This window comes from Bradyrhizobium sp. WSM1417, from assembly GCF_000515415.1.
Lineage (GTDB): Bacteria > Pseudomonadota > Alphaproteobacteria > Rhizobiales > Xanthobacteraceae > Bradyrhizobium.
This window is the reverse complement of record NZ_KI911783.1, coordinates 3,335,546-3,362,018: the sequence shown is the minus strand read 5'-3', so window position 1 is coordinate 3,362,018 and position 26,473 is coordinate 3,335,546. Positions and strand designations below refer to the sequence as shown.

Genomic DNA, 26,473 nt, shown 5'->3' with positions numbered 1-26,473 from the left:
TCATTCCGCCGGCTGAAGAGCGACGGGCATCTGGACTTCCTGCTCGCCGACGCGAATCGTCATCCAGAGATTATAGGCCATGATCAACGCGCCGATCAGGAACAGCCCGCCGCCGGCTGCGCGGATGATGTAGAAGGGATGCATCGCCTCGACGGTCTCGATGAAGGAATATTCGAGGAAGCCGAGCGAGGTGTAAGCGCGCCACATCAGGCCCTGGAGGATGCCGGACACCCACATTGCCGAGATGTAGAGGACGATGCCAAGCGTCGCGATCCAGAAGTGCCAGTTGACGAGCTTGAGGCTGTAGAGACCCTTGCGATTCCAGATCCAGGGCACCAGGCAGTAGAGCGCGCCAAAGGAAACGAAGCCGACCCAGCCGAGCGCGCCGGAGTGCACGTGGCCGATGGTCCAGTCGGTGTAGTGGCTGAGCGAGTTGACCACCTTGATCGACATCATCGGGCCTTCGAAGGTCGACATGCCGTAGAAGGCGACGGAGACCACGAGCATGCGCAGCACGGGATCGGTGCGCAGCTTGTCCCAGGCGCCCGACAGCGTCATCAGGCCGTTGATCATGCCGCCCCAGGACGGCATCCACAGCATGATGGAGAAGGTCATGCCGAGCGTCTGGGTCCAGTCCGGCAGCGCCGTGTAGTGCAGATGGTGCGGGCCGGCCCAGATGTAGAGGAAAATCAGCGCCCAGAAGTGGATGATCGAGAGACGGTAGGAATAGATCGGCCGCTCGGCGCGCTTGGGGATGAAGTAGTACATGATGGCGAGGAAGCCGGCGGTCAGGAAGAAGCCGACCGCGTTGTGGCCGTACCACCACTGGAACATGGCGTCCTGGATGCCGCCCCAGGCGATGTAGGATTTCGAGCCGAACACCGAGACCGGCAGCGCCGGGTTGTTGCCGAGATGCAGGACCGCAATCGTCACGATGAAAGCGAGATAGAACCAGTTCGCGACGAAGATGTGCGGTTCCTTGCGCTTGATGATCGTGGCAAGAAAGACCAGCAGATAGGTGACCCAGACGATGGTCAGCCACAGATCGGCGTACCATTCCGGCTCGGCATATTCCTTCGACTGGGTGACGCCGAGCAGATAGCCGGTGCCGGCGATCAGGATGAAGAAATTGTAGCCGACGACGACGAACCATGGCGCGAGATCGCCTGCGAGGCGAACGCGGCAGCTCTTCTGGACGACGTAGAAGGAGGTCGCGATCAGGACGTTGCCGCCGAAAGCGAAGATCACCGCGGACGTGTGCAGCGGACGCAGGCGGCCGAAGCTGGTCCAGGGCAGATCGAAGTTCAGCGCCGGCCACGCCAGTTGCGAGGCGATGATGAGGCCGACGAGAAAGCCGGCAATGCCCCAGAACATCGCCATGACGGAGGAGAACTTGATGGGGCCCATGTTGTAATTGGGCCGGCCGTTGATCTCCGCAGGCGGCAGCGCCGCCGGCCGGTCGAGGTAACGGTTGATGATGCAGAAGACCGCCGCGAGGCTAGCCGCCGCGCTCAGCGCGGCATGGAAGGCGAAGGGCGCATCGAGCGCCTTGGCCGAGGCAATCACGCAGAGGAAGGCGGTGACCGCGAACACGACAGCCAGGCCGCTTTCACCTGATGTCATGGACTTGGAGATGGAGGGCTGGCTCATGCGGATTCTCTCTGAAAGAACACAGGGCCAGAAACCACATTCACCCTCGCGGCGAATTGATTGAAATCAAGCTAGGTGGATTTCTGTTAATGTGGGTGATGCGGCGCCAGTTGCAGTGCCCTCTCCCCTTGTGGGAGAGGGCAGCGAGGGCGGTACGGCAATCTCTTTTGGGTGAGGGGTATCTCTCCGCAACCACAACTCTCGCAGTTGGATATGCCGAGACATACCCCTCATCCGGCGCTTTGCGCCACCTTCTCCCGCAAGGGGAGAAGGGAAAGCAATCACTCCCGCGCCGTCGCCTTGAGCGCTGCGATGACGTCCTCGCGGGCGACGATTCCGACCAGCTTCTGCGCGCCGTTGAGCACGATGATGCTCCTGATGCGGTGCTCGACCATGATCTGGAGCACGCGCGTCAGCCGCGTGTCCGGGCTGACATAGATAAAGTCGGGCGTCATGACGTCGCCGATTTTGCGGCTCATCAGGTCGCGATAGCGCGGCAGCATCTGGCTCGGCGTGAAGGCGAAACACTTCAGGATGTCGAATTTGGTGACGATGCCGACGACCTGTCCGTCGTCCTCGACGGGATAGGAATTGAAATCGTCGCGTTCGAACATCTCGCTCAGCGCGAGCAGGTCGAGGTCGCGCCTTACCGTCCTGACGTCGTGCGTCATGTGGCCGTCGACGGTCTGTTCAAGAAATCTGTACACGGCGCGTCCTCTTTGATTCGTCTTGCATCGCTCCCGCGTCAGTGCGACAGCAGCACGCAGCGGGCAGATTGAGTGACCAGATATTGGGTGACGCCGCCGAGGATCAGCTCGCGGAAGCGCGAATGACCGTAGGCACCGGCGACGATCAGGCTGGCGCCGACATCGCCGGCAATTTTCTCCAGTTGCCCGGCGACGGTTTCGTTCCGGGCCGCTTCGGAAACGCGCGCGATCGCGGTCACGCCGTGGCGGGCAAGCCACGCCGTTACGTCGGTCACGCCAGCGACCGCGGCGGGCCGGTCGTCGTCGCCTTCGGGAATTGCGAGGACGGTGACATCCCTGGCCTTGCGTAGGATCGGCAGCGCATCGGCGAGCGCCCGCCGCGCTTCCGGCGTATCCTTCCACGCCACCAGGACGCTGCGCAGGTCGAGCCAGTTGACGGCGTCGGGCACGACCAGGATCGGACGGCCGGCCTGCATCACCAAATCCTTGGGGCTCGCGAGCGCGAAGGCGTCGGAGAAGGCCGGGCTCTGCCCGCCGGTGACGATGATGTCGGCGCAACGCGCCTGGGTGAACATAAAGCGCGCCGGGAAATCCATGGCGCTGCGCCATTCCACATGTCCGCCGCGATTCCTGATCGCGGCGCGGAATTGCGCCTCGAGTTCGCCCAGGCGTCGCTTGACCGAGGCTTCTCCCTCATCGATCAGTCCCTGCGCTGCGGCGCCGTCGCTGAAGTAGAGCGGCGGGGCGAACTGCGCCGCAGCAACGCCGATGATCGACGCCTCAAATCGTTCGGCAAGCTCGCCCGCCACCTGAAGCCGCGCCTCATTGGGCTGATCGAGCGCCAGGCTGACCATCACGGTCGCGTATGTCATCGGAGTCTCCGGGGCAATGAGCTTTGATCCGATCGTAAGCCCGCCGCCGCCTGGCAGGATGAGATAGATCAAAACCTGGGATCACCGCGCGGGCCCGAAATCTGCCAATGGTATAAGACATCGGAACTTGCCTCTGGCCCCTCCTTGGGTACATTGCCGATGGTAACGCTGTGCGGTTCCCCGCATCAGAATGGGAGTGATCGTGTGGCGCCGACCCGTGTGATTCATCCGCAAGATGACGGCCGGGGCGAACATTTCCGGGTTCGAATCGAGGGATTTGGCGTCGGGACCTGGGATCTCGATCTCAAGACACTGGAATTGGAGTGGTCGGAGACGGCCAGAATCCTGTTCGGAATCGAATCCGGCCAATCGGTGAGTTACGCGCTGTTCCTGTCCCGGCTGGAGCCGAACGACCGCGAGCGGGTCGAGATCGCGATCCGGCGCGTCTCCGAACGGGGCGGCAGCTTCGACGTGTCCTTCAGGGTCACGGGGGCGTCGGGCAGAGCGCAGTGGATCCGCGCCCGCGCGGGGCTGATTCGGGACGACGCCGGCGCCGCTCGACATCTCAGCGGCATCTTTCTTGACGTCGACGAGGAGAAGCAGGTCGAGCAGACCCTGCGCACCCGCGAGAGTCACCTCCGCTCGATTCTCCAGACGATTCCCGATGCCATGATCGTCATCGACGGCCATGGCATCATCCAGCTCTTCAGCGCGGCGGCCGAGCGCCTGTTCGGCTGGGTCGAGTCGGAGGCGATCGGCCAGAACGTCCGCATCCTGATGCCGGAGCCCGACAGCTCACGTCACGACGGCTACATCGCGCGCTACCGCACCACCGGCGACCCGCACATCATCGGCATCGGCCGGATCGTGACCGGCAAGCGCCGCGACGGCACCACCTTCCCGATGCACCTGTCGATCGGCGAGATGCAGTCGGGCGGCGAGCCCTATTATACCGGTTTCGTGCGCGATCTGACCGAGCATCAGAAAACCCAGGCGCGGCTCCAGGAACTACAGTCTGAACTTGTCCACGTCTCGCGGCTGAGCGCGATGGGCGAAATGGCGTCCGCCCTCGCTCACGAGCTCAACCAGCCGCTGGCAGCGATCAGCAATTACATGAAGGGGTCGCGGCGGCTGCTCGCCGGAAGCCAGGATCCGAATACGCCGAAGATCGAGAGCGCGCTGGACCGCGCCGCCGAGCAGGCGCTGCGCGCCGGCCAGATCATCCGCCGCTTGCGCGACTTCGTCTCCCGCGGCGAGTCGGAGAAAAGGATCGAGAGCCTGTCCAAGCTGATCGAAGAGGCCGGCGCCCTCGGGCTGGCAGGCGCGCGCGAGCAGGACGTGCAGCTTCGCTTCAGCCTCAATCCCAATGCCGATCTCGTGCTCGCCGACCGGGTGCAAATCCAGCAGGTGCTGGTCAATCTGTTCCGCAACGCGCTGGAAGCGATGGCGCAGTCACCTCGGCGCGAGCTCGTCGTCACCAACACCCGCGTCGCCGACGACATGATCGAGATCGAGGTCTCCGATACCGGCTCCGGCTTCCAGGACGACGTCATGCCAAACCTGTTTCAGACTTTTTTCACCACCAAGGACACCGGCATGGGCGTGGGACTATCCATCAGCCGCTCGATCATCGAGGCTCACGGCGGCCGGATGTGGGCCGAGAGCAACGCATCGGGTGGAGCGACATTCCGCTTCACGTTGCCGGCAGCCGACGAGAACTGATCCATGACGACCAAGGGAATCATCTACGTCATTGACGACGACGAGGCGATGCGGGACTCGCTGAATTTCCTGCTGGATTCGGCTGGCTTCGGCGTCACACTGTTCGACAACGCGCAGAGTTTTCTCGACGCCCTACCCGGCCTCGCCTTCGGCTGCGTCGTCTCCGACGTGCGGATGCCCGGCATCGACGGCATCGAGCTTCTCAAGCGCCTGAAGGCGCAGCGCAGCCGGTTTCCAATCCTGATCATGACCGGCCATGGCGACGTGCCGCTCGCGGTCGAGGCGATGAAGCTCGGTGCCATGGATTTCCTGGAAAAGCCGTTCGAAGATGACCGCCTCGTCGCCATGATCGAATCCGCGATCCGCGAGGGCGAGCCGGCGGCCAAGAACGACGCCATCGCGCAGGACGTCGCCGCTCGCGTCGCTTCCCTGAGCCCCAGGGAACGCCAGGTCATGGAGGGGCTGATCGCGGGCCTCTCCAACAAGCTGATCGCCCGCGAGTACGACATCAGCCCACGCACCATCGAGGTCTACCGGGCCAATGTGATGACCAAGATGCAGGCCAACAGCCTGTCGGAACTGGTGCGGCTGGCCATGCGGGCTGGAATGCTCAACGATTGAAGTCACCAGGATTGAGGCAAGTCAAAACCGGTCGCTCGCCCTGTGCTACCAGATCGGAATGATTGCGATCAGCTCCCATCCTGAGCGGCTCCCGATGTCGTCACCTGCAAAGCCAACCGTCTATGTGGTCGACGACGACGCCGCTGTGCTCGGCTCGCTGAAGTTTTTGCTGGAAACCGACGGTTTTGCCGTGCGGACCTTCAGGAACGCCACGGCGCTGCTCAATGCGGCGAGCCCGTCCGGTGCAGACTGTTACGTGATCGACTACAAAATGCCCGACATCAACGGCATCGAGCTGGCCGGGCGACTGCGCCAGTCCCGGGGCGATACCCCGGTAATCCTGATCACCGGCTATCCCGACACGAATATCGCGGCCCGGGCGGCGGCCGCAGGCGTGAATGAAGTGATTCTGAAGCCGCTTCTGGACGAAAACCTGGTCAAACGCATCCGCCACGCCATCCAGAACCGGGTCCATAGCTGACCTACGGGATTCTACGTAAGGCCCCCCCCTTAAGATATCTCGCGAAATTTTCGAGGCACCCGATACCGCGTACCAAAGCGTCATCACAACGGAGATGGCGCAGATGCTGACCCAGACCTTCAACACCCCGGCGATCAACACCCCGATCGGTGGCAAGATCGCACCCGCCCATCCTGTCTCGGACCAGTTCGGCGCGATTGCCGGCCATGTCGGCCTTGTTGCCACCGAATTCTCCTACCGCAAGGAAGAGGAGATCTATGGTGAGGACGAGCCGGCCGAGTATGTCTATCAGGTCGTCACCGGTGCCGTGCGCAGCTACAAGCTTCTCTCCGACGGCCGCCGCCAGATCGGCTCCTTCCACCTTGCCGGCGACGTATTCGGCCTCGAATCCGGCACCACCCACCGCCTCGCTGCCGAAGCCATCATCGACACCACGGTGCGCCTCGTGAAGCGCGCGAGCCTCGAGAAGGCCGCAGCCACCGACGTGCAGGTCGCTCGCAAGCTCTGGGCCATGACCGCCGGTGAGCTTCGCCACGCCGAAGACCACATGCTGCTGCTGGGCCGCAAGACCGCGATGGAGCGCGTCGCAACTTTTCTGCTCGAAATGGACCGCCGCCTCGCGGTTGCCGGCATGATGGCGCTGCCGATGTGCCGCCGCGACATCGGCGACTACCTCGGTCTCACGCTCGAGACCGTCTCGCGCGCGCTGTCGCAGCTTCACGCCCAGGGCATTCTCGGCTTCTCGGGCGCCCGCCAGATCGTGCTGCGCAACCGGGCACGCCTGCACAATCTCGACGCCTGATCTCCCCTCTCCCCACCCACTTATGGCCGGCTGAATTGGTTCAGCCGGCCATTTCTTTTGCTGCGATCATGCCCTTGCGCCGCGTCTCCGGCATCACAAGCAGAATCAGCAGAAGTCCCGTCGCCGCGACGCCGGACAGTCCGGTGAACGCCATGGCATTGCCGAATTTATCGCTGACATAGCCGCCGAGCGCGGTGCTCAGTGACGCGCCGATGCCCATTGCCGTGCCGACGATGCCCTGCGCGAGGTTGAAATGGCCGCTGCCGAAGGCGACGTCGGCCACGATCAGCGGGATCATCACCGCGAACACCGCCGCGGTCAGGCCGTCGAACACCTGCACCAGCACCAGCAGATACGGATCGCGCACGGTCGCGAACAGCAGACCGCGAATCGTCAGCGCCGCGAATCCGATCAGCAGCAGTGGCCGGCGGCCCCACGCTTGCGCCTTGCGCCCGACGCCCGGCGACAGCAACGCCACGATCGCCTGCGGCACGACGATGCAAAAGGCGACGAGCACCGTCGCCCACTCGCTCGATCGCGCCGTCACCGCGCTTGCCATCAGCGGCATCATCGAGGCGTTCGCGAGCTGCAACAAGAGCACGCTGAGCGCAAAGACGATGAGCGGGCGCTGCCGGATCAAATGCCAGATATTGGTGTCGCCCCGATCCTCCGCCTCGCGCGGCATCTCGCCGTGACAGCGCGCGATGTCGACCTCGTGCTCGCGGATGCGAGAGAGTGCGATCAAAGTGGGAATTGCGAGCAGGAAGGTGACCAGAAACACCGAGCGGCTCGACAGCAGATAGCCGGCAGTACCCATCACGGCGGCCGCAACGCCGTTGCCGAGCGAGGCAAAGCGCGCGTTGCGACCGAGACGCTCGCCGATCGCGAACGGGCCGACCAGACCGAGGCTGATCGCCGCGATCGCCGGTCCCAGTACGCAGCTCGCCGCCGCGTGCAAGGTGGCCGCAGCCACCACCACGGGGAAGATCGGCATCGCCGCATAGGCGAGCGCGCAGCAGCCGATGGTGGCGATCGCGAGGCCGGCGACCAGCCGCTCGGATTTCGCGGCATCGATGATGGCGCCGCCCGGCATCTGGCCGATCAGGGCAACGATGCCGCCGATCGACAGCACGAGGCCGATCTCGACCTGGGTCCATTTCTGGGTCGTCAGATAGACCGCGATGAACGGCCCGAATCCAGTCTGCACGTCGGCGAGGAAGAAGATGAACCAGTCGAGGCCGCGCAGGCTCTGGCGCGACGGCGCCGGAATGCCGGCAGGCGACGGCGCCGCAAATTTGTCCTGCTCAACGGGGTCCTCGCGATCCGCACGATTCGGCTTCCTCGACAACAGCACCGGCGGCCATCCCTCCCCGCGCCTCACTGAACAGCTTGCAGCGGCTGCAGGCTGCCAGACGCGCCGAGCACCACCATCGGCGTGTCCTCCTTGTACTCCGGCGCAGCTGCGACCTGTGCCTTGGTCAATTCCAGCGTGATGCTGTCCTTCTTGTTGGTGATCTTGCCGAATCGAAGCGCGTTCCAGTCCACTACGATCTTGCGGCTGCCGACGCCGAGGAAGCCGCCGAAATCGATCACGGCGGCGCGCACGTGCCCGCTCCGGTCGACGATGATGTCGACGATGCGGCCCATGTCCTCGTTCGCCGCGCTGAGCACGTCACGGCCAAGCACACCGTGCGCATCGCTCGCGCCGATGATCGTGACCGACGGCGGTGGCGCGGCATTCTTTGGCGTGACGGGGACCGATGACGCCGGCGGCTGCACCGTCGGCGGTGCATTGGCTTCGGTCGAGGGTGCGGGCGCCTCCTCCGCGGCGCGTGACACGGCGAGCGTCATTCCGCAGACGATCACGACGCCCAAGGCCAACCATCCGGCGGTACGCATGCACCCTCCTTCCGGCGCGCCGCTAGCGCGCCAGCACGATCGAGACCTGGATCTGGCCACGCGTGCGCAACACCTCCAGCGCCACGTCGTCGCCATGGCGGCTGACGCGCAGGTCCACGCTGGACTCGCCCAGACGCAGATCGCGCAAGATCACCTCGTGCAGGAACGCCGGCAGATGCGGATTGCGCAGCCGGATCTCGCCGCGCGCCACGTCGAACTCGATGCCCAGCGCCGCCTCCAATAGCGTGAACGCCGTGGCGCTGGCCCAGGCCTGCGGCGCGCAGGCGACCGGATAGAGCGTCGGGCCGCGCCGCTTTTCGCGCCGGAATCCGCAGAACAATTCGGGCAACCGGCGCAGGTCCATGTAGGTCGCGGCCTCGAACAGTCCCTTGAACACATGCGCGACCGAATGCTTGAGCCCGTAGCGCGCGAGCCCGAGCGCGATCAGCGCATTGTCGTGCGGCCAGATCGACCCGTCATGATAGGACATCGGATTATAACGCACTTCGCCGACAGCGACGGTGCGGATGCCCCAGCCCGAGAAGAAGTGCGGCCGCATCAAATCGGCGGCGACGAGGCGAGCGCGATCCTCGCGGATCATGCCGCTGAACAGGACCTGGCCGGCGTTCGAGGTCCGCACCTTGCAGGGCCGCTTCTTGCCATCGAGCGCAAGCGCATAGGTGCCGAGCTCCTCGCACCAGAACGCGGCCTCGAAACGCTCGGCCAGCGTCTTGGCCTCGGCCTCGAGCTTCCTGGCGAGATCAGGCTTGCCGAGCCGGAGCGCGCAGCGCGCGGCGAGCCGCTTGGCGGCAAAGACGTAACCCTGCACCTCGGCCAGCGCGAGATTGCCTTCCGCAAGCTGGCCATCGGCATGGAAGATCGCGTCGTAGGAATCCTTCCAGCCCTGGTTGGCGAGGCCCTTTTCCGTGGCGCGCTGATATTCGACGAAGCCGTCCTTGTCGGGATCACCGGGGCCGTCGATCCAGGCCAACCCCGCCTCGATGGCCGGCCACAGCTCGGTCAACGTCTTCTCGTCGCCGGTGCGCTCGAAATAGCTTCCCGCCAGCAGGACGAACAAGGCCGTGGAATCGACGCTGCCGTAATATTGCGCGAACGGCACCTCCCCCAGCGCCGCCATCTCGCCGCCGCGCATCTCATGCAGGATCTTTCCCGGCGCGGCGTCGGCGAGCGGATCGACCGCCTTGGCCTGGAAATGGGCGAGCCGCCGCAGCACGCCCTTGGCGATCCGCGGATCGACCCACAGCATCTGCAACGCGGTGATCAGCCCGTCGCGGCCGAACGTCGTCGAGTACCAGGGAATCCCCGCATAGGGATAGCGGCCCTGCGGCGTCTCCGTCATCAACATGTTGAGGTCGGCCATGGCCTGGCACAGCACCTCGTTGAAGATGTTGTTGGAGGTCTCGATGCTGGCGGCCCCCATCGTCGATTGCCGCATCTCGCGGCGATGGGCGAGCAAACTCTGGAAAAAGCGCGCCGGCTTCTCCGCGATCGGCCGATTGCAGGACACGGCCACGAACAGGGATTTCGACTCATGCGGGTCGAGTTCGAGCTGCCAGGTCGCGGCATTCACCGACAGCTTCGTCGGGCGCGGATCGAAATGCAGGCCCGTGGTGCGCTCGGCGTCATCGAGACCGCGGTAGTCGAACAACACGTCGGTCGGTCCCAACAGCCGGCTCGAGCCGATGCCGCGGCGCGGGCGCCGCTCGCCGCGGACCTCGAACAGATCGGCGAAATCGTTGTCGAACAACAGCGTCAGCGCGAAGCCGGCCGGGCGGTCGCCGTGGTTCTGCACGCCGATGCGCTGATAGGCGGTGCCGCGCCACAGGAAAATCGTGCGCACGATGTGCAGCAGGTCCTTTTGCAGCACGAGGCTGCCCTGCCGGTAGATGTCCGGATTGGTGAGATCAACGGTCAGGGCTGAATTGTCGTCGCGCAGGTTCGAGCCCAGCAGCAATGGCTGGAGATCGTCGAGCACGAGCTCGAGCCTCGCGAGGTAGCGCGTGTCGTGATGGAACAGGCCGTCGGGCCCGCCGGCCGAAGCGCCGATGTCGCCATGGCTGTCGAGCACGATAAAGGTGTCGTCGTGCTTGAGCGAACGCCGCGGCCGCGCCGACGGTCCCGTCATCGGGATATAGAAAGGCTGCTCCGCGACCTGGTCCACGGTCCGCGTCACGGAGACGAATTGGGTAACGGCTTCAGCCGACATCAGCAGCTCCCCTGCGCTTGTTTCGACACGCAACCGACTCGAACGCGACTGTTGGTTTACGCGGCGGCCTGGGCGAGCCGGCTCATTTCCTGCGTGACCAGCTCACGATAGGGCCCGTGGCCCTGCATCAGACGCTCGGGCGACCCGTCCTCGATGATCTTACCACCCCTCAACACGACCACGCGATCGAAATTGCGCAGGGTCGCGAGGCGATGCGCGATCGCGATGACCGTGCGGCCGCGCATCAGCCGCGACAACGCCTCGCGGATCGCCTCCTCGGATTCGCTGTCGAGCGCGGCGGTCGCCTCGTCCAGCAGCAGGATCGGCGCGTCCTTCAGGAAGGCGCGCGCAATCGCGATGCGCTGGCGCTGGCCGCCGGACATCTTGACGCCGCGGTCGCCGACCATGGTGTCGAGACCACCAGGCAGGCTTTCGACGAAATCGCAGCGCGCCGCAATCGCGGCACGCAGCACCTCGTCGTCGGTCGCGTTCGGGCGACCATAGCGGATGTTCTCGCGAATCGAGCGGTGGAACAGCGAGATGTCCTGCGGCACGACGGAGATCGCCTCGCGCAGGCTCTGCTGCGTCACCTTGGAAATGTCCTGGCCGTCGATGGTGATACTGCCCTCGTCGGTATCGTAGAAGCGCTGCAACAGCGTGAACAGCGTCGACTTGCCGCCACCGGACTGGCCGACCAGGCCGACGCGCTGGCCGGGTTGCAGGCGCAGGCTGAAGCGCTCGAAGATCTTTTCAGCCCCGGGATAGCCGAAGGTGACATTGTTGAACGCGATCGCGGCGCCGCTCTTCACCAGCGGCTCGGCCTCGGGGTGGTCGCGCAATTCATGCGGCACCAGCAGCGTGGCGATTGCCTCGGTCAACCGCGCAACGTGCTGGGTGACGTCGACCAACGCCACCGCGAGATCGCGCGTCGCGTTCAGAATGGAGAGACCGAGGGTGCAGACCAGCACAACGTCGCCCGTGGTCGCCCGGCCATCCTGCCAGAGCATGATCGCCCAGGCCATCAGGGCGATCGTGAGCACGACAGTGACGCCGGCATGGATAAGCCGCAGCTTCTCCAGATAGCGCAGGCTGCGGCCGCGTGCGGTGAGCTCCCGGTTCACGGTCGCATCGAACCGCTCATGTTCGTGTCCGATGCCGCAGAAGGCGCGCACCAGCGGCATGTTGCTGATGACGTCGATCATCTCGCCGTCGACGACGGCGGCCTTGTCGGCGAAGTCGTCATGCAGCGGTTTTCCCGCGGCCGCGAGGCGGAACATCGCAAGCACCATGCCGCCGGCGATCACCATCAGGCCCAGTGCCATACAGGGACTGACGGTTCCAATCAGCGCGATTGCCGCAACCGTTGCGATGCACGGCGGCAGCACATTCCAGACGAACATGTTCTCGACCGTGAACACCGCATTCGACGTCGCCGTGATGCGGCTGGTCAGCATGCCGGGCATGCGATCGGAGAAGTAGCTCGGCGCGTGGCCGGTCAGATGACGAAATATGTCACGGCGTAAATCACCCGTGACACGGACGAAGGTGAAGCTGGCCGTCCAGCTCGCGATCCGCCAAAGGAAATTGTCGGCGGCGATTAGCGTCATGAGGAAAATGAATGCCAGCCATACGCTTCCACCATGCGAAGCGCCGGCCGACAAGCTGTCGACGAGGGATTTGACGCCATACTGAGTGCCTACGGAGCAGGCAACGGCCGCGACGACTGCGGTTAGAATCACGAGATGCGACGCGAGCCGACGCCGGAGATAGCGCAAAACAAAGGCAAACGGCCGGTGCGCATACCCAGAAAGATGATCCATGTGACTATCGACCCCGTCGTGATGTTTTCAATTTTTCTGTTAGTCGACTGAACATCGACCACTTCGCCTCGGTTCCCGGGCACACTCATCACGACATGCGGATGCGGGCGTTCTGCGATGATGTGATGGCAGCATCGCGACGGGCATTCGACGTGTCGAATAAGTAACGTTCGGAAGGAGGAACTTCGCAAGTGCGGGAACGTTCCCTTGTCTGGCGTGCCGGTGCTGAACAGGCGGGGGCTTTCTACAATCATGATCGCACAGAGGAGATGGTGAGATGCGCATCGCGCAGGTAGCTCCGTTGACGGAGGCTGTTCCACCCAAGCTGTATGGCGGCACCGAGCGGGTGGTGCATTGGTTGACGGAAGAGCTGGTGGCCCTTGGGCACGATGTGACGCTGTTCGCGAGCGGCGACTCGCAAACCTCGGCAAAGCTGGACGCGTTATGGCCGCGGGCGCTCCGCCTCGACGGTTCCGTGCGCGATCCCAATGCGCTGCACATGGTGATGCTGGAGCGGGTGCGGCAGAAATGCGACGACGAGGAGTTCGACTTCCTCCACTTCCATCTCGATTATTATCCCTGGTCGCTGTTCTACCGGCAGCCGACGCCGTTCCTGACCACGCTGCACGGCCGGCTCGACCTGCCGGAGCATCAACCGGTCTTCAACACCTTCTCGAAGGTCCCCGTCATCTCGATCTCGAATGCGCAGCGCCGGCCGGTACCGCAGGCGAACTGGGTGAGGACGATCCACCACGGCCTGCCGGAGAATTTGCTGACCCCGAAGCCGGCGAAACAGGAATACCTCGCCGTGCTCGGCCGCATCGCGCCGGAAAAGGGCGTCGATCGCGCCATCAAGATCGCGACGCATTGCGGCATTCCGCTCAAGATCGCCGCCAAGGTCGATCGTGCCGACCAGGATTACTATGACGAGCTGATCCGGCCCATGATCGAGAACAATCCGCTGGTGGAATTCATCGGCGAGATCAGCGATCACGAGAAGTCGGACTTCTTGAGCGGCGCGCTGGGCTTGTTGCTGCCAATCGACTGGCCGGAGCCGTTTGGCCTCGTGATGATCGAAGCGATGGCCTGCGGAACGCCGGTCATCGCCTTCAACCGCGGCTCGGTGCCGGAGATCATCGACGAGGGCCTCACCGGCTTCGTCGTCGAGGACGTCCTCAGCGCAGCCGGCGTCGTCGGTCGCCTGCCGCAACTCGACCGCTCCGTCATCCGCAAGCAGTTCGAGACGCGCTTCACGGCGCGGCGCATGGCGCTGGATTATCTCGCGGCCTATCGCAGCCTTGGCGAGGAACAGGCGCCGCGGATCAAGCTGGTGAGCAGCGCGGAGTAGCGACTGCCATGCCCCGCGCAGGCGGGGCATCCAGTACGCCGCGGCAGCAGTTTGTTCACGCAACTCCCGCCGCGGAGTACTGGATGTCCGGTCAAGCCGGACGATGACAGTGGGAACGCGGTGACGGCTGCCCTACCTTACCACCGCCCGCTTCGGCTCGACGATCTCGAACATGCGCGGGAATTCGTCCATCAGGCCCATCAGCTCGGCGAGGCGCATCGGGTTGCCGGCGAATTTGACCTTGCCGGCGGCCACGGCCTCCGGGAAGCTGGTCAGTTTCGCGATCACCTCGTCGAGCGTCGACCGCGCGAGCGTGAAGCTGGCATCGGCGCTTTCCGCCTGCATGCCCTCTGTGTAGGTGAGCGCGCAGTTCTCCAGATTGAGCACGAAGGTCTCGCCGGTGTCGGAAAAGCTCCAGTTCAGCACGATGTGCTTTCCTTCCGCCTTCGGTCCGTTGAGGCGGATGCCGAGCACGTCCCAGAGCTGTGAGGTGCGCAGCGCCGCCAATGTCTCGCGCGGCATCGGCGGGCGTGCCGGCACTTTCGGCATGCCCTGGCGCAATTCCTGCGCGCCGAACAGATAGGCATTACGCCAGGTCGCGCTTTCCGCGGCGTAGCCGAGCTGCTCCAGCGTATCCGCCAGCAACGCACGCGCAGCCTGATTGTCCGGCTCGGCAAAGACGAGATGGCCGAGCGCCTGCGCCACGAAGCGGAATTCGCCCTTGTCGAAATCAACACGCGCCCGCGCGAGGATGGCGCCGGCGCCGCCCATGTACTCCACATATTTCTTGCCCGACTCCACCGGCGGCAGCGGATCGAGATTGACCGGATTGGCGTCGTACCAGCCCAGGTACTTTTGATAGATCGCCTTCACATTGTGCCGGATGTGGCCGTAATAGCCGCGGCCGTGCCAGGCGCCCTCGAGGCTCTTGGGCAGCTGGATCGTTTCGGCAATCTCGGCCGCGGTGAGGCCGTGGTTCATCAGGCGGATGGTCTGGTCATGCGCGAACTTATAGAGGTCGCGCTGCTGCCGGATCATCGTGCCGATGCGTTCGTGTCCCCACACCGGCCAGTGATGCTGGCCGCACATCGCCTCCGCCTTGCCATCCCAGAGCTGCAAGGCCTCGCCCAGATATTTCGACCAGGCCAGCGCGTCGCGCACGTCGGCTCCGCGGAACGGCAGCAGATTGTGGAAATTGTGGGTGCAGTTCTCGGCGAGGTTCAACAGCTTGTAGCGCGGGATGAAGAAATGCATTTCCGCCGGCGCTTCGCTGTTCGGCGCCATCTGGAATTCGAACTCGACGCCGTCGATCACGCGCCGGTCGCCGGTCGCCATGACTAGATCGGTCGGCCGCAGCAGCGCCACCGAACCTGCTGCCATCGACTTGCCGAGGCCGCAATCGACCTGCCCGCGCGCGCCCTTGGCGAGGAGAGGCCCGAACTGGTACTGCGCCCGGCGCAGCATCGCAGGTCCCGCGATGATGTTCTCGGAGACGGCATGCTCCATGAACAAGTTCGGCGCGATGATCGGTACGCGGCCGCTCGCGAGCGCATCCTCCTCCAGCACGCCGCGCGCGCCGCCCCAATGGTCGGTGTGGGTGTGGGTGAAAATCACGGCCGCGACCGGTCGCTGGCCGCGATGCCTGTAGTAGAGATCAAGCGCGGCGCGTGCGCCCTCGATCGAGGTCAGGGTGTCGACGACGATGACGCCGCTGTCGCCTTCGATCAGCGTCATGTTGGCGATGTCGAGCCCACGCACCTGGTAGATTCCGGGCACGACCTCGAACAGTCCGTGCTGCATGTTGAGCCGCGACTGCCGCCACAGGCTCGGATTGACCGTGGCCGGCGCCTCTTCAGTCGACAGGAAGCCGTAAGGCTCGAGGCTCCAGACCGTCCGCCCTTGCGGATTGGTGATCGCCGCATTCTCGATCGTGCCGAGAAAGCCGCGCGCGGAATCGTCGAAATCCCGGGTGTCGGAGAACGGCAACGCATTCAGCATCGCCGTTTGCTGCGCGATGACGGACGGCGTTGCGCCCTTCGGCTCGTTGCTGGACGTGTCCGTCATCTTGATCTCCTCCCCGCCTGTTGCGCGGCATCTAACCGCATCTCGCGGCCGATTGCCATGGCGGGAGGACGCAGCAATGCGTAGCCCCGCGCCCACAGGTGGAGAGAAGCAGCGTGTTCGCAGCTACATGCCCAGCAATCTCGGCAACCACAGCGACAGGCCCGGCCAGTAGGTCACGACCACCAGGAACGCCAGCATCGTCAGCAGCCATGGCCACACCGCGACTGTGAGCTCGGTGATACCCATCTTGGCGATGCCTGAGGCCACGTAGAGATTGAGGCCGACCGGCGGATGGCACAGCCCGACCTCCATGTTGACCGTCATCAGGATGCCGAAATGGATCGGATCGATGCCGAGCTTGATCGCCACCGGAAACAGGATCGGCGCCATGATCAGGATGATCGAGGACGGCTCCATCACGTTGCCGGCCAATAGCAGCAGGAGATTGACGACCAGGAGGAAGCCGATCCAGCCGAGGCCCTGGTCAATCATCCACTGCGCCAGCGCTTGCGGCACGTTCTCGTAAGTCATCAGGAACGAGAACAAGACGGCGTTGGTGATGATGTAGAGCAGCATCGCCGAAAGATTTGCCGACGACAGCAGCACGCGCGGCACGTCTCGCAGCTTCAGATCCTTGTAGATGAACACGGCGACGATGAAGGCGTACACCGCGCTGACGGCCGCAGCTTCGGTCGGCGTGAACAGGCCGCTGTAGATGCCGCCGATCACGATCACGATCAGCAGGATACCCCAGATCGACTTTCGGAACGCATCGAAGCGCTCGTAGAGGGTTGCTTTCGGCATCCTCGGATAGTCGTTACGCCAGGCCCGATAGAATGTCGTGGCGCCGAGCAGCATGGCGAGCACCATTCCCGGCACGATGCCGGCGATGAACAGCTTGCCGACGGAGGTGTTGGTGGAGACGGCAAAAAGCACCATGGGAATCGAGGGTGGAATGAGAATTCCCAGCGAGCCCGAGGTCGTGATCACGCCCGCCCCGAACCTCTTCGGGAATCCCTGCGCGACCATCGCGGGCAGGATCACCGATCCGATCGCCACCACGGTGGCCGGCGAGGAGCCGGAAATCGCGGCGAACAGCGCGCAGGCGACCACGCCCGAGAGCGCAAGGCCGCCGTACCAATGGCCGACCAGCGACGTCGCGAACGTGATCATCCGGCGCGCCACGCCGCCATGGGTCAGGAAGTTGCCGGCAAGGATGAAGAACGGGATCGCCATGATCTCGAAGCTCTCGATGCCGGTAAACAGCTTCAGCGCCACCGATTCCGTTCGCACGTCGGTCAGCGTGAACATGAAGCTGAGCACGGTCAGGCCGAGCGCGATCGAGATCGGCATGCCCGTGAGCATCAACGACAGCAGAAGGCCGAAAACCACGGCGACACGCAGGCCCTGCGGCAGCGTGATCACATGCGCGGAATGGGCGAAGCACACGGCGACGATCAGGACCGGCAACAGCATCAGGACCCAGCCGAGCGGACTGCGTTCGTCGCGGACGACCTGACTGCGCGTGACCGGGGCCGGATGGACCGGGTCTATTTCGACGCCTTCGACGCCGGCCACGTCATGATGCGGCAGCTCGCCGGTGTGATAGAACGACCAGGCGACCTGCAGGAAGCGGAAGCACATCAGCCCGGAGCCGAGCGGGATGGTGAGATACACCAGCCACATCGGCGCTTCCAAATCGTTGGATTGCTGGCCGGTCTGCCACATCTGGCCGACGAACGCGGCCCCGAAATAGCACACGATGGCAGTAAAAAGGGCGCCGCACATCAGGCCGAACGTGATGACGCGGCGGCGCGATCCGCCGGGAAGAATATTGACCAGGACGTCGACGCCGACATGGATGCCGGTGCGCACCCCGTAGGCCGCACCGAACTTCGCCATCCAGATGAACATGTAGATGCAGAGTTCCTGCGCCCAGGACAGGTCGAGAGCGGCAAGCCAGACGAACGCGGCTCGCATGGGGACGGCCAGGAAGGCCAGGTTGCGCGCCTCCGCCCATTTGGCGATGTCGATCGACAGCCCGGCGCCATACCGGTGCAGCACGGCAACGAAGATGAGCGATGTCGCGGCCGCGATCATCGTCGCGATCAGCCATTCCTCGAGATGATTGAGCACACGATTCAATGCACGCAGCAACTTGGTCCCCTCAGCTTGGCTCATCATTCAAGAGCAACGGCCGGGAGTGCGATCACCCCCGACCGTTCATGGTTGTTCTCAAAGCGCGCCGGCGTCAGTTCATCTTGACGTCGAGCTCCTTGGCGACGAGATCGAGCACCTCCTGCCCGACCCGCCCCTTCGCCCATTTGTAGGTCGGCTGCATCGCTTCTTGCCACGCCTTGCGATCCGCGTCAGTCAGATAATGCAGCGTGGTCTTGCCCGTCTTCTTGATCTCGGCCAGCGCATCCTCGTTTTCCTGGCGAGCGATCGAGTTGGTGTAGTCGGTCGCCTCGTTCATTGCCTTCTCGAGCTGGGCGCGGATGTCGGGCGGCAGGCCCGACCAGAATTTCGAATTGACGATGACGGCATACTGCAGGTGCGCGTGATAGGACACCGTGATGTCCTTCTGCACCTCGTAGAACTTCTGCGTCAGGTAGTTGGACGCGGTGTTCTCGCAGCCGTCGACCACGCCCGTCTGCAAAGCCTGGTAGACTTCGGAAAACGCCATGATCTGGGGAATCGAGCCCATGATCCGGAGATATTGGTCCGCGACCTTCGATCCGGAGATGCGGAATTTGAGCCCCTGGAAATCGGCCGGCTTCATCAGGGGACGGTTGGCGGAGAGCATGTGGAAGCCGTTGTCCCAATAAGCGAGCCCGGTGATGCCCTTGGTCTCGAGCCTCTCGAACAGCCACTTGCCGAGCGTGCCCTTCATCGCGTTGGAATAGGTCTGGTCGTCCTTGAACAGCCAGGGCAGGTCGAGCGCCTCGAACTCCTTGATACCGAGCGGTGCGAACTTCGCGGTCGAGGGCGCTAGCATCTGCACGGAGCCGAGCTGCAGCGCCTCGATCTCCTCCTTGTCCTTGTACAGCGTGGAGTTCGGGTAGATTTCGACCTTGACCTTGCCGTCGGTGTACTTCTCCGCAAATTCCTTGAACTTCAGGGCGCCCTTGCCCTTGGGAGTGTCGTTGGCAACGACGTGGCTGAATTTGATGACGATCGGGCTCTGGGCCTCGACAACGGCGGGACCCACGAGAACAGCTGCGGCGGCGACCGCAAGAAGCAGCTTGCGCATGAACGAACCTCCCAACGACCTCTAAAACCGGGTCTTTTTTGTTTTCCGATTTCAGTACTGACAGCAATCCGCCACCCGAACAACTAGACCTAAGCCCAATTTGCCGCAGCCAAGCTATCTTGCGCAACCCGGCTCCTGCTGCCGTTCCCGGAAGCGAGCGCTTATGTCGCATTGCGGCAGTGCGGTCAGCCGTTGCGCTGGGCGACCATGAACAGACGCCGGAACGGAAACAGCGTCTGTCCCGCGGCGTTCTTCGGATAGGCTTTCGCGACCCGCATCCCGTAAGCGGCTTCGAACGCGGCCTTCTCGTCGCCCTGCAAGATGTCGAGATATCGCGTCAGCCAGGTCCCCTTGGTCCATTCCTTCACGGGATTCTCGCCTTCCAGCACCTGCAGATATTCGGTCTCCCAGATGTCTATATTGGCCGACATCGGAGCAAGAAGCCCGTGATAATAGGCCGGCGCTTCGACCGGCGGCGGCGTGACGAGATGCTCGACCTTGGACCGCCAGGGACCGTTCAACGCGGTCTCGCCGATCAGCACATGCGAGGGCGCCAGAAAGTTGCGCGGCATCTGCACCGCGAGCATTCCGCCGGGCGTCACCTTCTCCATGAGCGACGGAAACAGGGCCCCATGATTGGGCAGCCAGTGCAGCGCGGCATTGGAGTAGACGACGTCATATTGCTTCGTCGGGCGCCAGTGGCCGAGGTCCTCGTGTGACCATTCCACGTCCGGCGCCGCCTTGCGGCCGGCGGCGACCATCTCGGCCGAACCCTCGACACCGGTCACCGTCGCGTCCGGCCAACGCTCCTTGATCAGCTTGGTGACGTTGCCGGCACCGGCGCCAAGATCGGCAACCGCACCCGGACCAGCATCCGGAATCCGCATCAAGAGATCGACGGCGGGCCGGAGCCGGTGGCCGGAGAATTTCAGATATTGCTGCGGATCCCAGACCATCGCTCGGCGCCTTTTCTTTTTCGTGTTTCCTTCAACGCGGCTCTTGGTTACCACTGCTCGTCCCGGTCGGGCAAATCAGGCCGACGGGGCCAGGGCAGGAAACGAACAGAAAAACGAACAGCCAAGCGAACAGCGACAAGCAGAAAAGCAAACAAGAGGGCGTGTCACCATGGATCTCGGGCTCACATCGAAAACCGCCGTCGTCACCGGAGCGAGCGTCGGCATCGGCCGTGCCATCGCCAAGGGCTTGGCTGCCGAAGGCGTGCGCGTCGTCGGCGTGGCACGGCGAACCGACCTGCTCGCCGAGCTGGTGAGCGAAGTCGGCTCCGGTCTGATCACGCCATTCGAGCAGGACGTGATGGCCAAGGACGCGGCCGAGAAGATTTCGGCGTTCGCGCTCAAAGAACTCGGCCATGTCGACATCCTCATCAACAATGCCGGCGGCAGCCGTCCCCTCCCCGTCGATGCGCCCGACAGCCAATGGGACGAGGCGATCGCGCTGAATTTCACGAGCTACCGCCGCATCGCGCATGCGCTGCTGCCGCAGATGATCGAACGCAAATGGGGCCGCATCGTCAACATCACCGGCAAGTCCGAGCCGGAAGGCCTCAACGCCGCGTTCGCCGCCAAAGCCGCCGTGCACGCCTGGGCCAAGGGCCTGTCCCGCGAGATTGGCGAGCACGGCATCACCATCAACTGCATCCCGCCCGGCCGCATCATGAGCGAACAGATCCGCCGCAACTACGCGCCTGATTATCGCGAGCGCTTCGCGGAGGAAGAGATTCCCGTCGGCTATTGGGGCGAGCCGGAAGACCTCGCCGCGCTCGCGGTGTTTCTGGCGTCGCCCGTGGCAAGATACATCACGGGCACGGTGATCCCGGTGGATGGGGGGCTGAGGAGGTATCAGTTTTAGGGGCGAATTGGCTCGCCCGCTTGCCGAAGAGATCGCCGCTGTTATTCGATCACGTCGTCTGCGCGCACCAGCAACGACGGAGGTATCTCCACGCCGAGCGCCTTTGCGGTCTTGTGGTTGATGACGGTCTTGAACTGCGTCGGCTGCTCGATGGGAATCTCGGCGGGGTTGGCACCCTTCAATATCTTGTCGACGAAAACAGCCGCGTGGCGGAACATTGCGGTGAAGTCCACCCCGTAACCCATCAGGGCCGCGCCGCGGGAGGCGACAATGGGTGCGGCAACCGATGGCACCCGGCACTTGTCCACAATCGCGGCGACCATGGACGTATTGGTGACAAACGCGTTTGCGTCCGTGATCACGAGGCCGTCCATCGGGTTAGAGCCGACAAGTGACAGCGCGCTTTCGAGATCGCCGGGGACGTCGACCTCGATGGCTAGTAGCTCCATCTTCAATCCCTGCGCTGCGTTCCTCATGGTGCTCATTGTGGCGTTGTTCAGTGGATTTCCTCGCTGCATGAGCACCCCTACGCGTCTCGTCGAGGGAGCCAAGCCTGCGAGAATCTCCAAGCGCTTTGCAGCCAGTTCTGTCAGGAAAAAGGTTTGCCCCGTGATGTTGCCGCCAGGATGAGCCATGCTGGCTGCAAGCCCTATGGTCACCAGATCGGGGCCCACGATCATCACGATCGGAATTTTTGTTGTCGCGTTGTGAGCGGCAAGAATCCCGGGAAATGTGGCTGTGACGAGAACGTCAACATCAAGAGCGACAAGTTCATTCGCAAGCGCCGGCAGCCTGGCGTCGTCGCCACCGGCGTCGCGGTATTCGACATGAACGTTCACGCCGTCAACCCAACCGAGATCGCTGAGCCCCTTGAGGAACGCGTCGACTTCCAAATTCCGCGGTGGGGGGAGGAGAAGGCCAATTCGCGGCATTCGCTTCGCTTGCTGTGCTCGCGCTGCCAGCGGCAACGCAGACGCACCGCCAACCAGAGTCAGGAATTTTCGTCGTTTCATTACCAATCCAATCTCATACAGCCCGGCCCAGAACAGGCTTGTTCTACGTTGGTCCAAGCGAACCAATAACCGGGTCGAGGCAAAGGCGGCAGTCTGCACCGGAGCGATGACTTCTGCTCTACTCAGACTCCGGACCTGCCGATGCCCACGCAAACCGACGCTCCACGCCAGGGAGCGACGTCATTCGCCGCAGCAGCGGCTTGGATCATGGCGAGAGCGACGCCACGTAGGCAGCCAGCGCGACCATGTCGTTCTGCGACAGCTTTTCGACAGTCTGTTGCATCAGCGAGCTTGCGCTTGCCACACGGCCCCCGCTTTGAAACTCATGAAGCTGGCGCACGATGTAGGTCGGCGAGCGCCCGGCAATTGGCGGAATATCACCGACGCCTTTCAACTCCGGACCGTGGCAGCTCCCGCAGGCAACGGTTATTCCCGATCCGCCCGTCTTGGCGAGTGTTTCTCCCTTCGCCAGACTTCCAACCGGAACATAGGCTGTGAAGGTCGCCCGGGAGTCTCGAAGCTCGAACTGATCTACATCGTCCGGTACCTCGACGATGCGCGGGCCGAGGGTTTCGGAGCCGCCCTCCGGGCTTTTGACGTAGAACAAGCGGGACGGCCCCGTCTTTGGAATGCTTTCGGTTTCGACGACCTTGATGATCTGCTTGGGCTTCTGCGCAGAGAAATAATCTGCCGCAGCGCGCACCTCGGCGTCGGTCATGGCTTTGACTGACGCCATCATCAATTGTGTGGAGGGCCTCTCCGGCCCCGACATCTTTCGCGCGCCGCTTTTGAAATCAGCCAGCTGCTGAACGAGATAGCTCGCCGGCAAGCCCGCGAGACTCGCATTTTCAGGACCGCCGGTGCCCTCGACGCGATGGCACGATCCGCAAGCGCGGACATCCGGCTTTCGTCCGTTGGCAACGATTTCCGGCATGGCCGGGTGGTCGTCCGGATGCCAATCAGGCGCAAAGAAAAGATCGCGCGCCTGCTTCCAGCTGAACGCGGCGTTGCTACCGGCGAGTTGATTGGGCTTGTCGTCAGCCGGGGGCACCTTGACGGTCGGGTCCCACAAGAACGCCCAGGCCGGAAGCCCATTCTGCGCCAAGGCGGCGGTCGCGGTGAAGATCACGGCTGCCCACAAAATCGGCACAGACATTTTCATGGCAATAAACCTCTGCAAATGTATCGAGCAAAATCAGCGAAAAAGAAAAAGAAACTTAGCACTTCGAAAGCGGAATGCCGGAGCTGCACGCCTAGATCTGCTTCACCACAGGAAGCGGACATCGCTGACTCACGGGAAGCACACATGGTCTTTTGCCGACCGGTGCAATCCTGGCATCCTGCCAGTGTTTTGCCCGACGCGTCAACGTCATGGCCGCGGCGGATGTCGTCGCTGCGCGTTTCGGAAATCCCTTATTTATCAAGGGGCCTTCTACTGTGCATGGGGTTGTTTTCGCGTTTTTTGTTTTGAGCCCCTAAAAAAAACATGCACACGACCACTCACCCGGCCTGCAAGATCTCCGCAATCGCCGCCCCCGCCGCGATCGTGCCGAGCTTACCGCCGACATCGCGCGTCGCTCGGCCCTTGCCGATCGCCTTCGCTACCGCAGCCTCGATCGCACGTGCGGCTTCCTCGTAGCGCAGCGCGCCGCTGTTCTCGCCGTGCCATCCGAGCAGCAGGGCCGTCGACAGGATCAGCGAGACCGGATTGGCGACGTCCTGTCCAGCGATGTCAGGCGCCGAGCCGTGCGCGGCCTGCGCCATGGTGAAGCTGTCGCCGACATTGAGCGAGCCGCCGAGACCGAGGCTGCCGGAGAGCTCCGCGGTGAGATCGGACAGGATGTCGCCGAACATGTTGGTGGCGACGATGACGTCGAAGCGGTCGGGGTTGCGCACCACATGCGCCATCATGGCGTCGACGAGGATGTCATCGATCCCAAGGCCGGGATAGGCCTTCGCCACCTCGCGGCAGATGTCGAGGAACATGCCGTCGCCGAGCTTGAGCACATTGGCTTTGTGCACGATGGTGAGATGCTTGCGCCGCTTCATCGCCAGCCGGCACGCCGCATGCGCGATGCGCTCGCAGCAAAGGCGCGTGATCCGGCGCAGCGAGATCACGACATCCGATGTGACCAGCATCTCGCCATTGCCTTGCTCCATGTTGCGGTCGGCGTAAAACCCTTCCGTGTTCTCGCGCACCACGACGAGGTCGAAATCGCCGACCCGGCCGGACAGCCCCGCATAGGTGCGTGCGGGCCTGACATTGGCGTAGAGGTCGAGGTTCTTGCGAAAATGCCGCGAGGGGTTGATCTCGCCATGGGCCTCGTCCTTGAAGTCGAAAGTCGCGGTCGGCCCGAGGATGAGGCCGTCGGCGGCGCGGACGATACCGAGCAGTGCGGGGCGCACCGTCGTGCCGAACTGCTTGAGACTCGCATGGCCAACTGCGTGCTCCTCCAGGCGCAGATTGAGCTGGAAGCGCTCGGAGGCCGCGCGCAGCACGCCTGATGTCGCGGTCGTGATCTCGGGCCCGATGCCGTCACCGGGCAAAACGACGATGTGCATGGCGCTCCCCTGACATTGCAGCAGTTCGTGCGATCATACGCCGGCGCCCGGAATCATCGCCCAGCCTTCGCGCATACACTGCATGCAAGCATATGCCTGTGGAAGGCGGCCGCGCCGTAGTACATGCCAAGTCCCCCTGGAGCCGGCCGTCGGAGCAACGCGCTAACGCAATGACAATCACGTTACCTGCCGGCGCGCGCAAGCCCGACCACACCCTGTCCGACGGACTTCCGGCCGCACAGCGGCGCTGGGCCATCGCCGCGATCTTCACCGCGCTGGCGATGGCCTCGCTCGACACCGCGATCGCCAACATCGCGCTGCCCGCAATAGCCGGCGACTTGCATGTCAGCCCGGAGCAGTCGGTCTGGGTGGTCAATGTCTATCAGATCGCGCTGGTGGCGACGCTGCTGCCGCTCGGAGCACTCGGCGAGATCGTCGGGCACCAGCGTATCTATCTCGGCGGCCTGATCCTGTTCACCATCGCCTCGCTGTTCTGCGCGGTGGCCTGGTCGCTGGAGAGCCTGCTCGTTGCGCGCACGCTGCAAGGGCTGGGTGCGAGCGGCATCATGAGCGTCAACACAGCGCTGGTGCGCTTCGTCTATCCGGGCCGGATGCTCGGCCGCGGCTTCGGTCATAACGCGCTGGTGGTCGCGACCGCCTTCACCTTCGGTCCCTCGATCGCCTCGGCAATCCTTGCGCTCGGGCCGTGGCCATGGCTGTTCGCCGTCAACATTCCGTTCGGCCTCGTCGCGATCAGCATCGGATTTGCGATGCTGCCGAAGACGCCGCGCGCCGATCACGGCTTTGACTTTCTCGGCGCGGCCCTCGCGTCGGCCTGTCTCGGGTTGTTCATCACGGGCATCGGCAGTGCCGCGCACAATCTCTCACCGGTGGTCGTGGGCATCGAGCTGGTCACGGCTCTCGCGCTCGGCTTCATCCTGACGCGCCGCCATGCCGACCATCCGGCGCCGATGCTGCCGATCGACCTGTTCAGCCGGCCGATGTTCGCGCTGTCGGCGGCGACGGCCGTGTGCTCCTTTGCCGTGCAGGGCTTGGCCTTCGTCTCGCTGCCGTTCTATTTCGAGGACGTGCTGGGGCGTTCGCAGGTCGAGACCGGCTTCTTCATGACCCCGTGGCCGCTGGTGGTCGGCATCATGGCGCCGATCGCCGGACGCCTCTCCGACCGGCATGCGGCCGGATTGCTCGGCGGCATCGGCCTCGTGCTGCTCGGTCTCGGCATGGCGCTGCTCGCGATGCTGCCGGCCAATCCTGCGATCCCCGACATCATCTGGCGGATGGTGATCTGCGGCATGGGATTCGGCTTCTTCCAGGCGCCGAACATGAAGGCGGTGATGTCGAGCGCACCGCCACATCGCAGCGGCAGCGCCTCCGGCATCGTTGCCACCGCACGCCTGACGGGGCAGACGACAGGGGCGGCGCTCGCCGCGCTCTGCTTCTCGCTGGCCGGTCACGACGGCGCAGTCGTGGCATTGGCACTTGGCGCCGGCTTTGCCGCGCTCGGCAGCGTGATGAGCTTTTTGCGACTGGCGGTGAAGTAGACCG

21 protein-coding genes and 1 pseudogene are annotated in these 26,473 nt (G+C 63.8%); 7 read left to right on the top strand and 15 right to left on the bottom strand.

Annotation, left to right across the window (positions count from 1 at the left end; translation table 11 throughout):
• From ccoN to BRA1417_RS0116190, 3 genes are all read right to left on the bottom strand, one after another.
• Complete coding sequence (gene ccoN, locus BRA1417_RS0116200) at positions 1-1,650, bottom strand: cytochrome-c oxidase, cbb3-type subunit I (protein ID WP_035968576.1); 1,650 nt, start codon at positions 1,648-1,650, stop codon at positions 1-3.
• Positions 1,651-1,931: 281 nt separating this feature from the next.
• On the bottom strand, positions 1,932-2,357 hold the full coding sequence (locus BRA1417_RS0116195) for an HPP family protein (protein ID WP_027516650.1): 426 nt from the start codon (positions 2,355-2,357) through the stop codon (positions 1,932-1,934).
• 38 nt (positions 2,358-2,395) lie between these two features.
• Positions 2,396-3,229 (bottom strand): universal stress protein, encoded by an 834-nt coding sequence (locus BRA1417_RS0116190; protein WP_027516649.1) that lies wholly within the window; start codon positions 3,227-3,229, stop codon positions 2,396-2,398.
• Positions 3,230-3,433: 204 nt separating this feature from the next.
• On the opposite strand from BRA1417_RS0116190, the gene fixL reads away from it, so the two are divergent.
• From fixL to BRA1417_RS0116170, 4 genes are all read left to right on the top strand, one after another.
• Positions 3,434-4,951, top strand: a complete 1,518-nt coding sequence (fixL, locus tag BRA1417_RS0116185) for a sensor protein FixL (RefSeq protein WP_027516648.1) — start codon at positions 3,434-3,436, stop codon at positions 4,949-4,951.
• Positions 4,952-4,954: 3 nt separating this feature from the next.
• Positions 4,955-5,572 carry a response regulator FixJ gene (gene fixJ, locus BRA1417_RS0116180; RefSeq protein WP_027516647.1) on the top strand — a complete coding sequence of 206 codons (618 nt, stop codon included), beginning with the start codon at positions 4,955-4,957 and terminating at the stop codon, positions 5,570-5,572.
• Between the two features lie 58 nt (positions 5,573-5,630).
• Positions 5,631-6,053, top strand: a complete 423-nt coding sequence (locus tag BRA1417_RS0116175) for a response regulator (protein WP_027516646.1) — start codon at positions 5,631-5,633, stop codon at positions 6,051-6,053.
• A 103-nt stretch (positions 6,054-6,156) separates the two neighbouring features.
• Entirely contained in the window at positions 6,157-6,855 is a 699-nt protein-coding gene (locus BRA1417_RS0116170; protein ID WP_027516645.1) for a helix-turn-helix domain-containing protein, read from the top strand.
• A gap of 40 nt (positions 6,856-6,895) precedes the next feature.
• On the opposite strand, the gene BRA1417_RS0116165 is transcribed toward BRA1417_RS0116170, so the two are convergent.
• The 4 genes from BRA1417_RS0116165 to BRA1417_RS0116150 are packed head-to-tail and all read right to left on the bottom strand — an operon-like array spanning position 6,896 to position 12,801.
• Positions 6,896-8,209, bottom strand: coding sequence for an MFS transporter (locus BRA1417_RS0116165; RefSeq protein WP_027516644.1), 1,314 nt, complete (start codon positions 8,207-8,209; stop codon positions 6,896-6,898).
• A gap of 23 nt (positions 8,210-8,232) precedes the next feature.
• The gene (locus BRA1417_RS0116160) at positions 8,233-8,754 is read right to left on the bottom strand and encodes a PRC-barrel domain-containing protein (protein WP_027516643.1); all 522 of its coding nucleotides are present in this window, start codon (positions 8,752-8,754) and stop codon (positions 8,233-8,235) included.
• 22 nt (positions 8,755-8,776) lie between these two features.
• On the bottom strand, positions 8,777-10,981 hold the full coding sequence (locus tag BRA1417_RS0116155) for an amylo-alpha-1,6-glucosidase (protein ID WP_027516642.1): 2,205 nt from the start codon (positions 10,979-10,981) through the stop codon (positions 8,777-8,779).
• A gap of 56 nt (positions 10,982-11,037) precedes the next feature.
• Positions 11,038-12,801: an ABC transporter ATP-binding protein gene (locus BRA1417_RS0116150; protein ID WP_027516641.1), complete on the bottom strand. Its 1,764-nt coding sequence runs from the start codon at positions 12,799-12,801 to the stop codon at positions 11,038-11,040.
• Positions 12,802-13,078: 277 nt separating this feature from the next.
• Between BRA1417_RS0116150 and BRA1417_RS0116145 the strand changes: the two genes are divergently transcribed.
• Positions 13,079-14,149, top strand: coding sequence for a glycosyltransferase family 4 protein (locus BRA1417_RS0116145; protein WP_027516640.1), 1,071 nt, complete (start codon positions 13,079-13,081; stop codon positions 14,147-14,149).
• 132 nt (positions 14,150-14,281) lie between these two features.
• Here the strand turns inward: BRA1417_RS0116145 and BRA1417_RS0116140 are convergent, their stop codons facing one another.
• From BRA1417_RS0116140 to BRA1417_RS0116125, 5 genes and pseudogenes are all read right to left on the bottom strand, one after another.
• The gene (locus BRA1417_RS0116140) at positions 14,282-16,213 is read right to left on the bottom strand and encodes an alkyl/aryl-sulfatase (RefSeq protein WP_027516639.1); all 1,932 of its coding nucleotides are present in this window, start codon (positions 16,211-16,213) and stop codon (positions 14,282-14,284) included.
• A 123-nt stretch (positions 16,214-16,336) separates the two neighbouring features.
• On the bottom strand, positions 16,337-17,617 hold the full coding sequence (locus BRA1417_RS46305; RefSeq protein ID WP_245286365.1) for a TRAP transporter large permease subunit: 1,281 nt from the start codon (positions 17,615-17,617) through the stop codon (positions 16,337-16,339).
• A 222-nt stretch (positions 17,618-17,839) separates the two neighbouring features.
• Positions 17,840-18,193: pseudogene (locus BRA1417_RS46300) on the bottom strand (TRAP transporter small permease); the annotation flags it as partial.
• 271 nt (positions 18,194-18,464) lie between these two features.
• Positions 18,465-19,466 (bottom strand): DctP family TRAP transporter solute-binding subunit, encoded by a 1,002-nt coding sequence (locus BRA1417_RS0116130; RefSeq protein ID WP_027516637.1) that lies wholly within the window; start codon positions 19,464-19,466, stop codon positions 18,465-18,467.
• Positions 19,467-19,651: 185 nt separating this feature from the next.
• Positions 19,652-20,422 carry a methyltransferase domain-containing protein gene (locus BRA1417_RS0116125; RefSeq protein WP_027516636.1) on the bottom strand — a complete coding sequence of 257 codons (771 nt, stop codon included), beginning with the start codon at positions 20,420-20,422 and terminating at the stop codon, positions 19,652-19,654.
• 169 nt (positions 20,423-20,591) lie between these two features.
• Between BRA1417_RS0116125 and BRA1417_RS0116120 the strand changes: the two genes are divergently transcribed.
• Positions 20,592-21,335, top strand: coding sequence for an SDR family NAD(P)-dependent oxidoreductase (locus BRA1417_RS0116120; protein WP_027516635.1), 744 nt, complete (start codon positions 20,592-20,594; stop codon positions 21,333-21,335).
• Between the two features lie 41 nt (positions 21,336-21,376).
• On the opposite strand, the gene BRA1417_RS0116115 is transcribed toward BRA1417_RS0116120, so the two are convergent.
• The 3 genes from BRA1417_RS0116115 to BRA1417_RS0116105 all read right to left on the bottom strand — a co-directional run bounded on the left by BRA1417_RS0116115 (position 21,377) and on the right by BRA1417_RS0116105 (position 24,910).
• Positions 21,377-22,348: an ABC transporter substrate-binding protein gene (locus tag BRA1417_RS0116115; RefSeq protein ID WP_027516634.1), complete on the bottom strand. Its 972-nt coding sequence runs from the start codon at positions 22,346-22,348 to the stop codon at positions 21,377-21,379.
• A gap of 205 nt (positions 22,349-22,553) precedes the next feature.
• Positions 22,554-23,477, bottom strand: coding sequence for a c-type cytochrome (locus tag BRA1417_RS0116110; protein WP_245286240.1), 924 nt, complete (start codon positions 23,475-23,477; stop codon positions 22,554-22,556).
• A 371-nt stretch (positions 23,478-23,848) separates the two neighbouring features.
• Positions 23,849-24,910, bottom strand: coding sequence for an isocitrate/isopropylmalate dehydrogenase family protein (locus BRA1417_RS0116105; RefSeq protein WP_027516632.1), 1,062 nt, complete (start codon positions 24,908-24,910; stop codon positions 23,849-23,851).
• A 170-nt stretch (positions 24,911-25,080) separates the two neighbouring features.
• Here BRA1417_RS0116105 and BRA1417_RS0116100 point away from each other — a divergent pair, with 170 nt between their 5' ends.
• On the top strand, positions 25,081-26,469 hold the full coding sequence (locus tag BRA1417_RS0116100; protein ID WP_027516631.1) for an MFS transporter: 1,389 nt from the start codon (positions 25,081-25,083) through the stop codon (positions 26,467-26,469).
• The last annotated feature ends 4 nt before the right edge of the window (positions 26,470-26,473 follow it).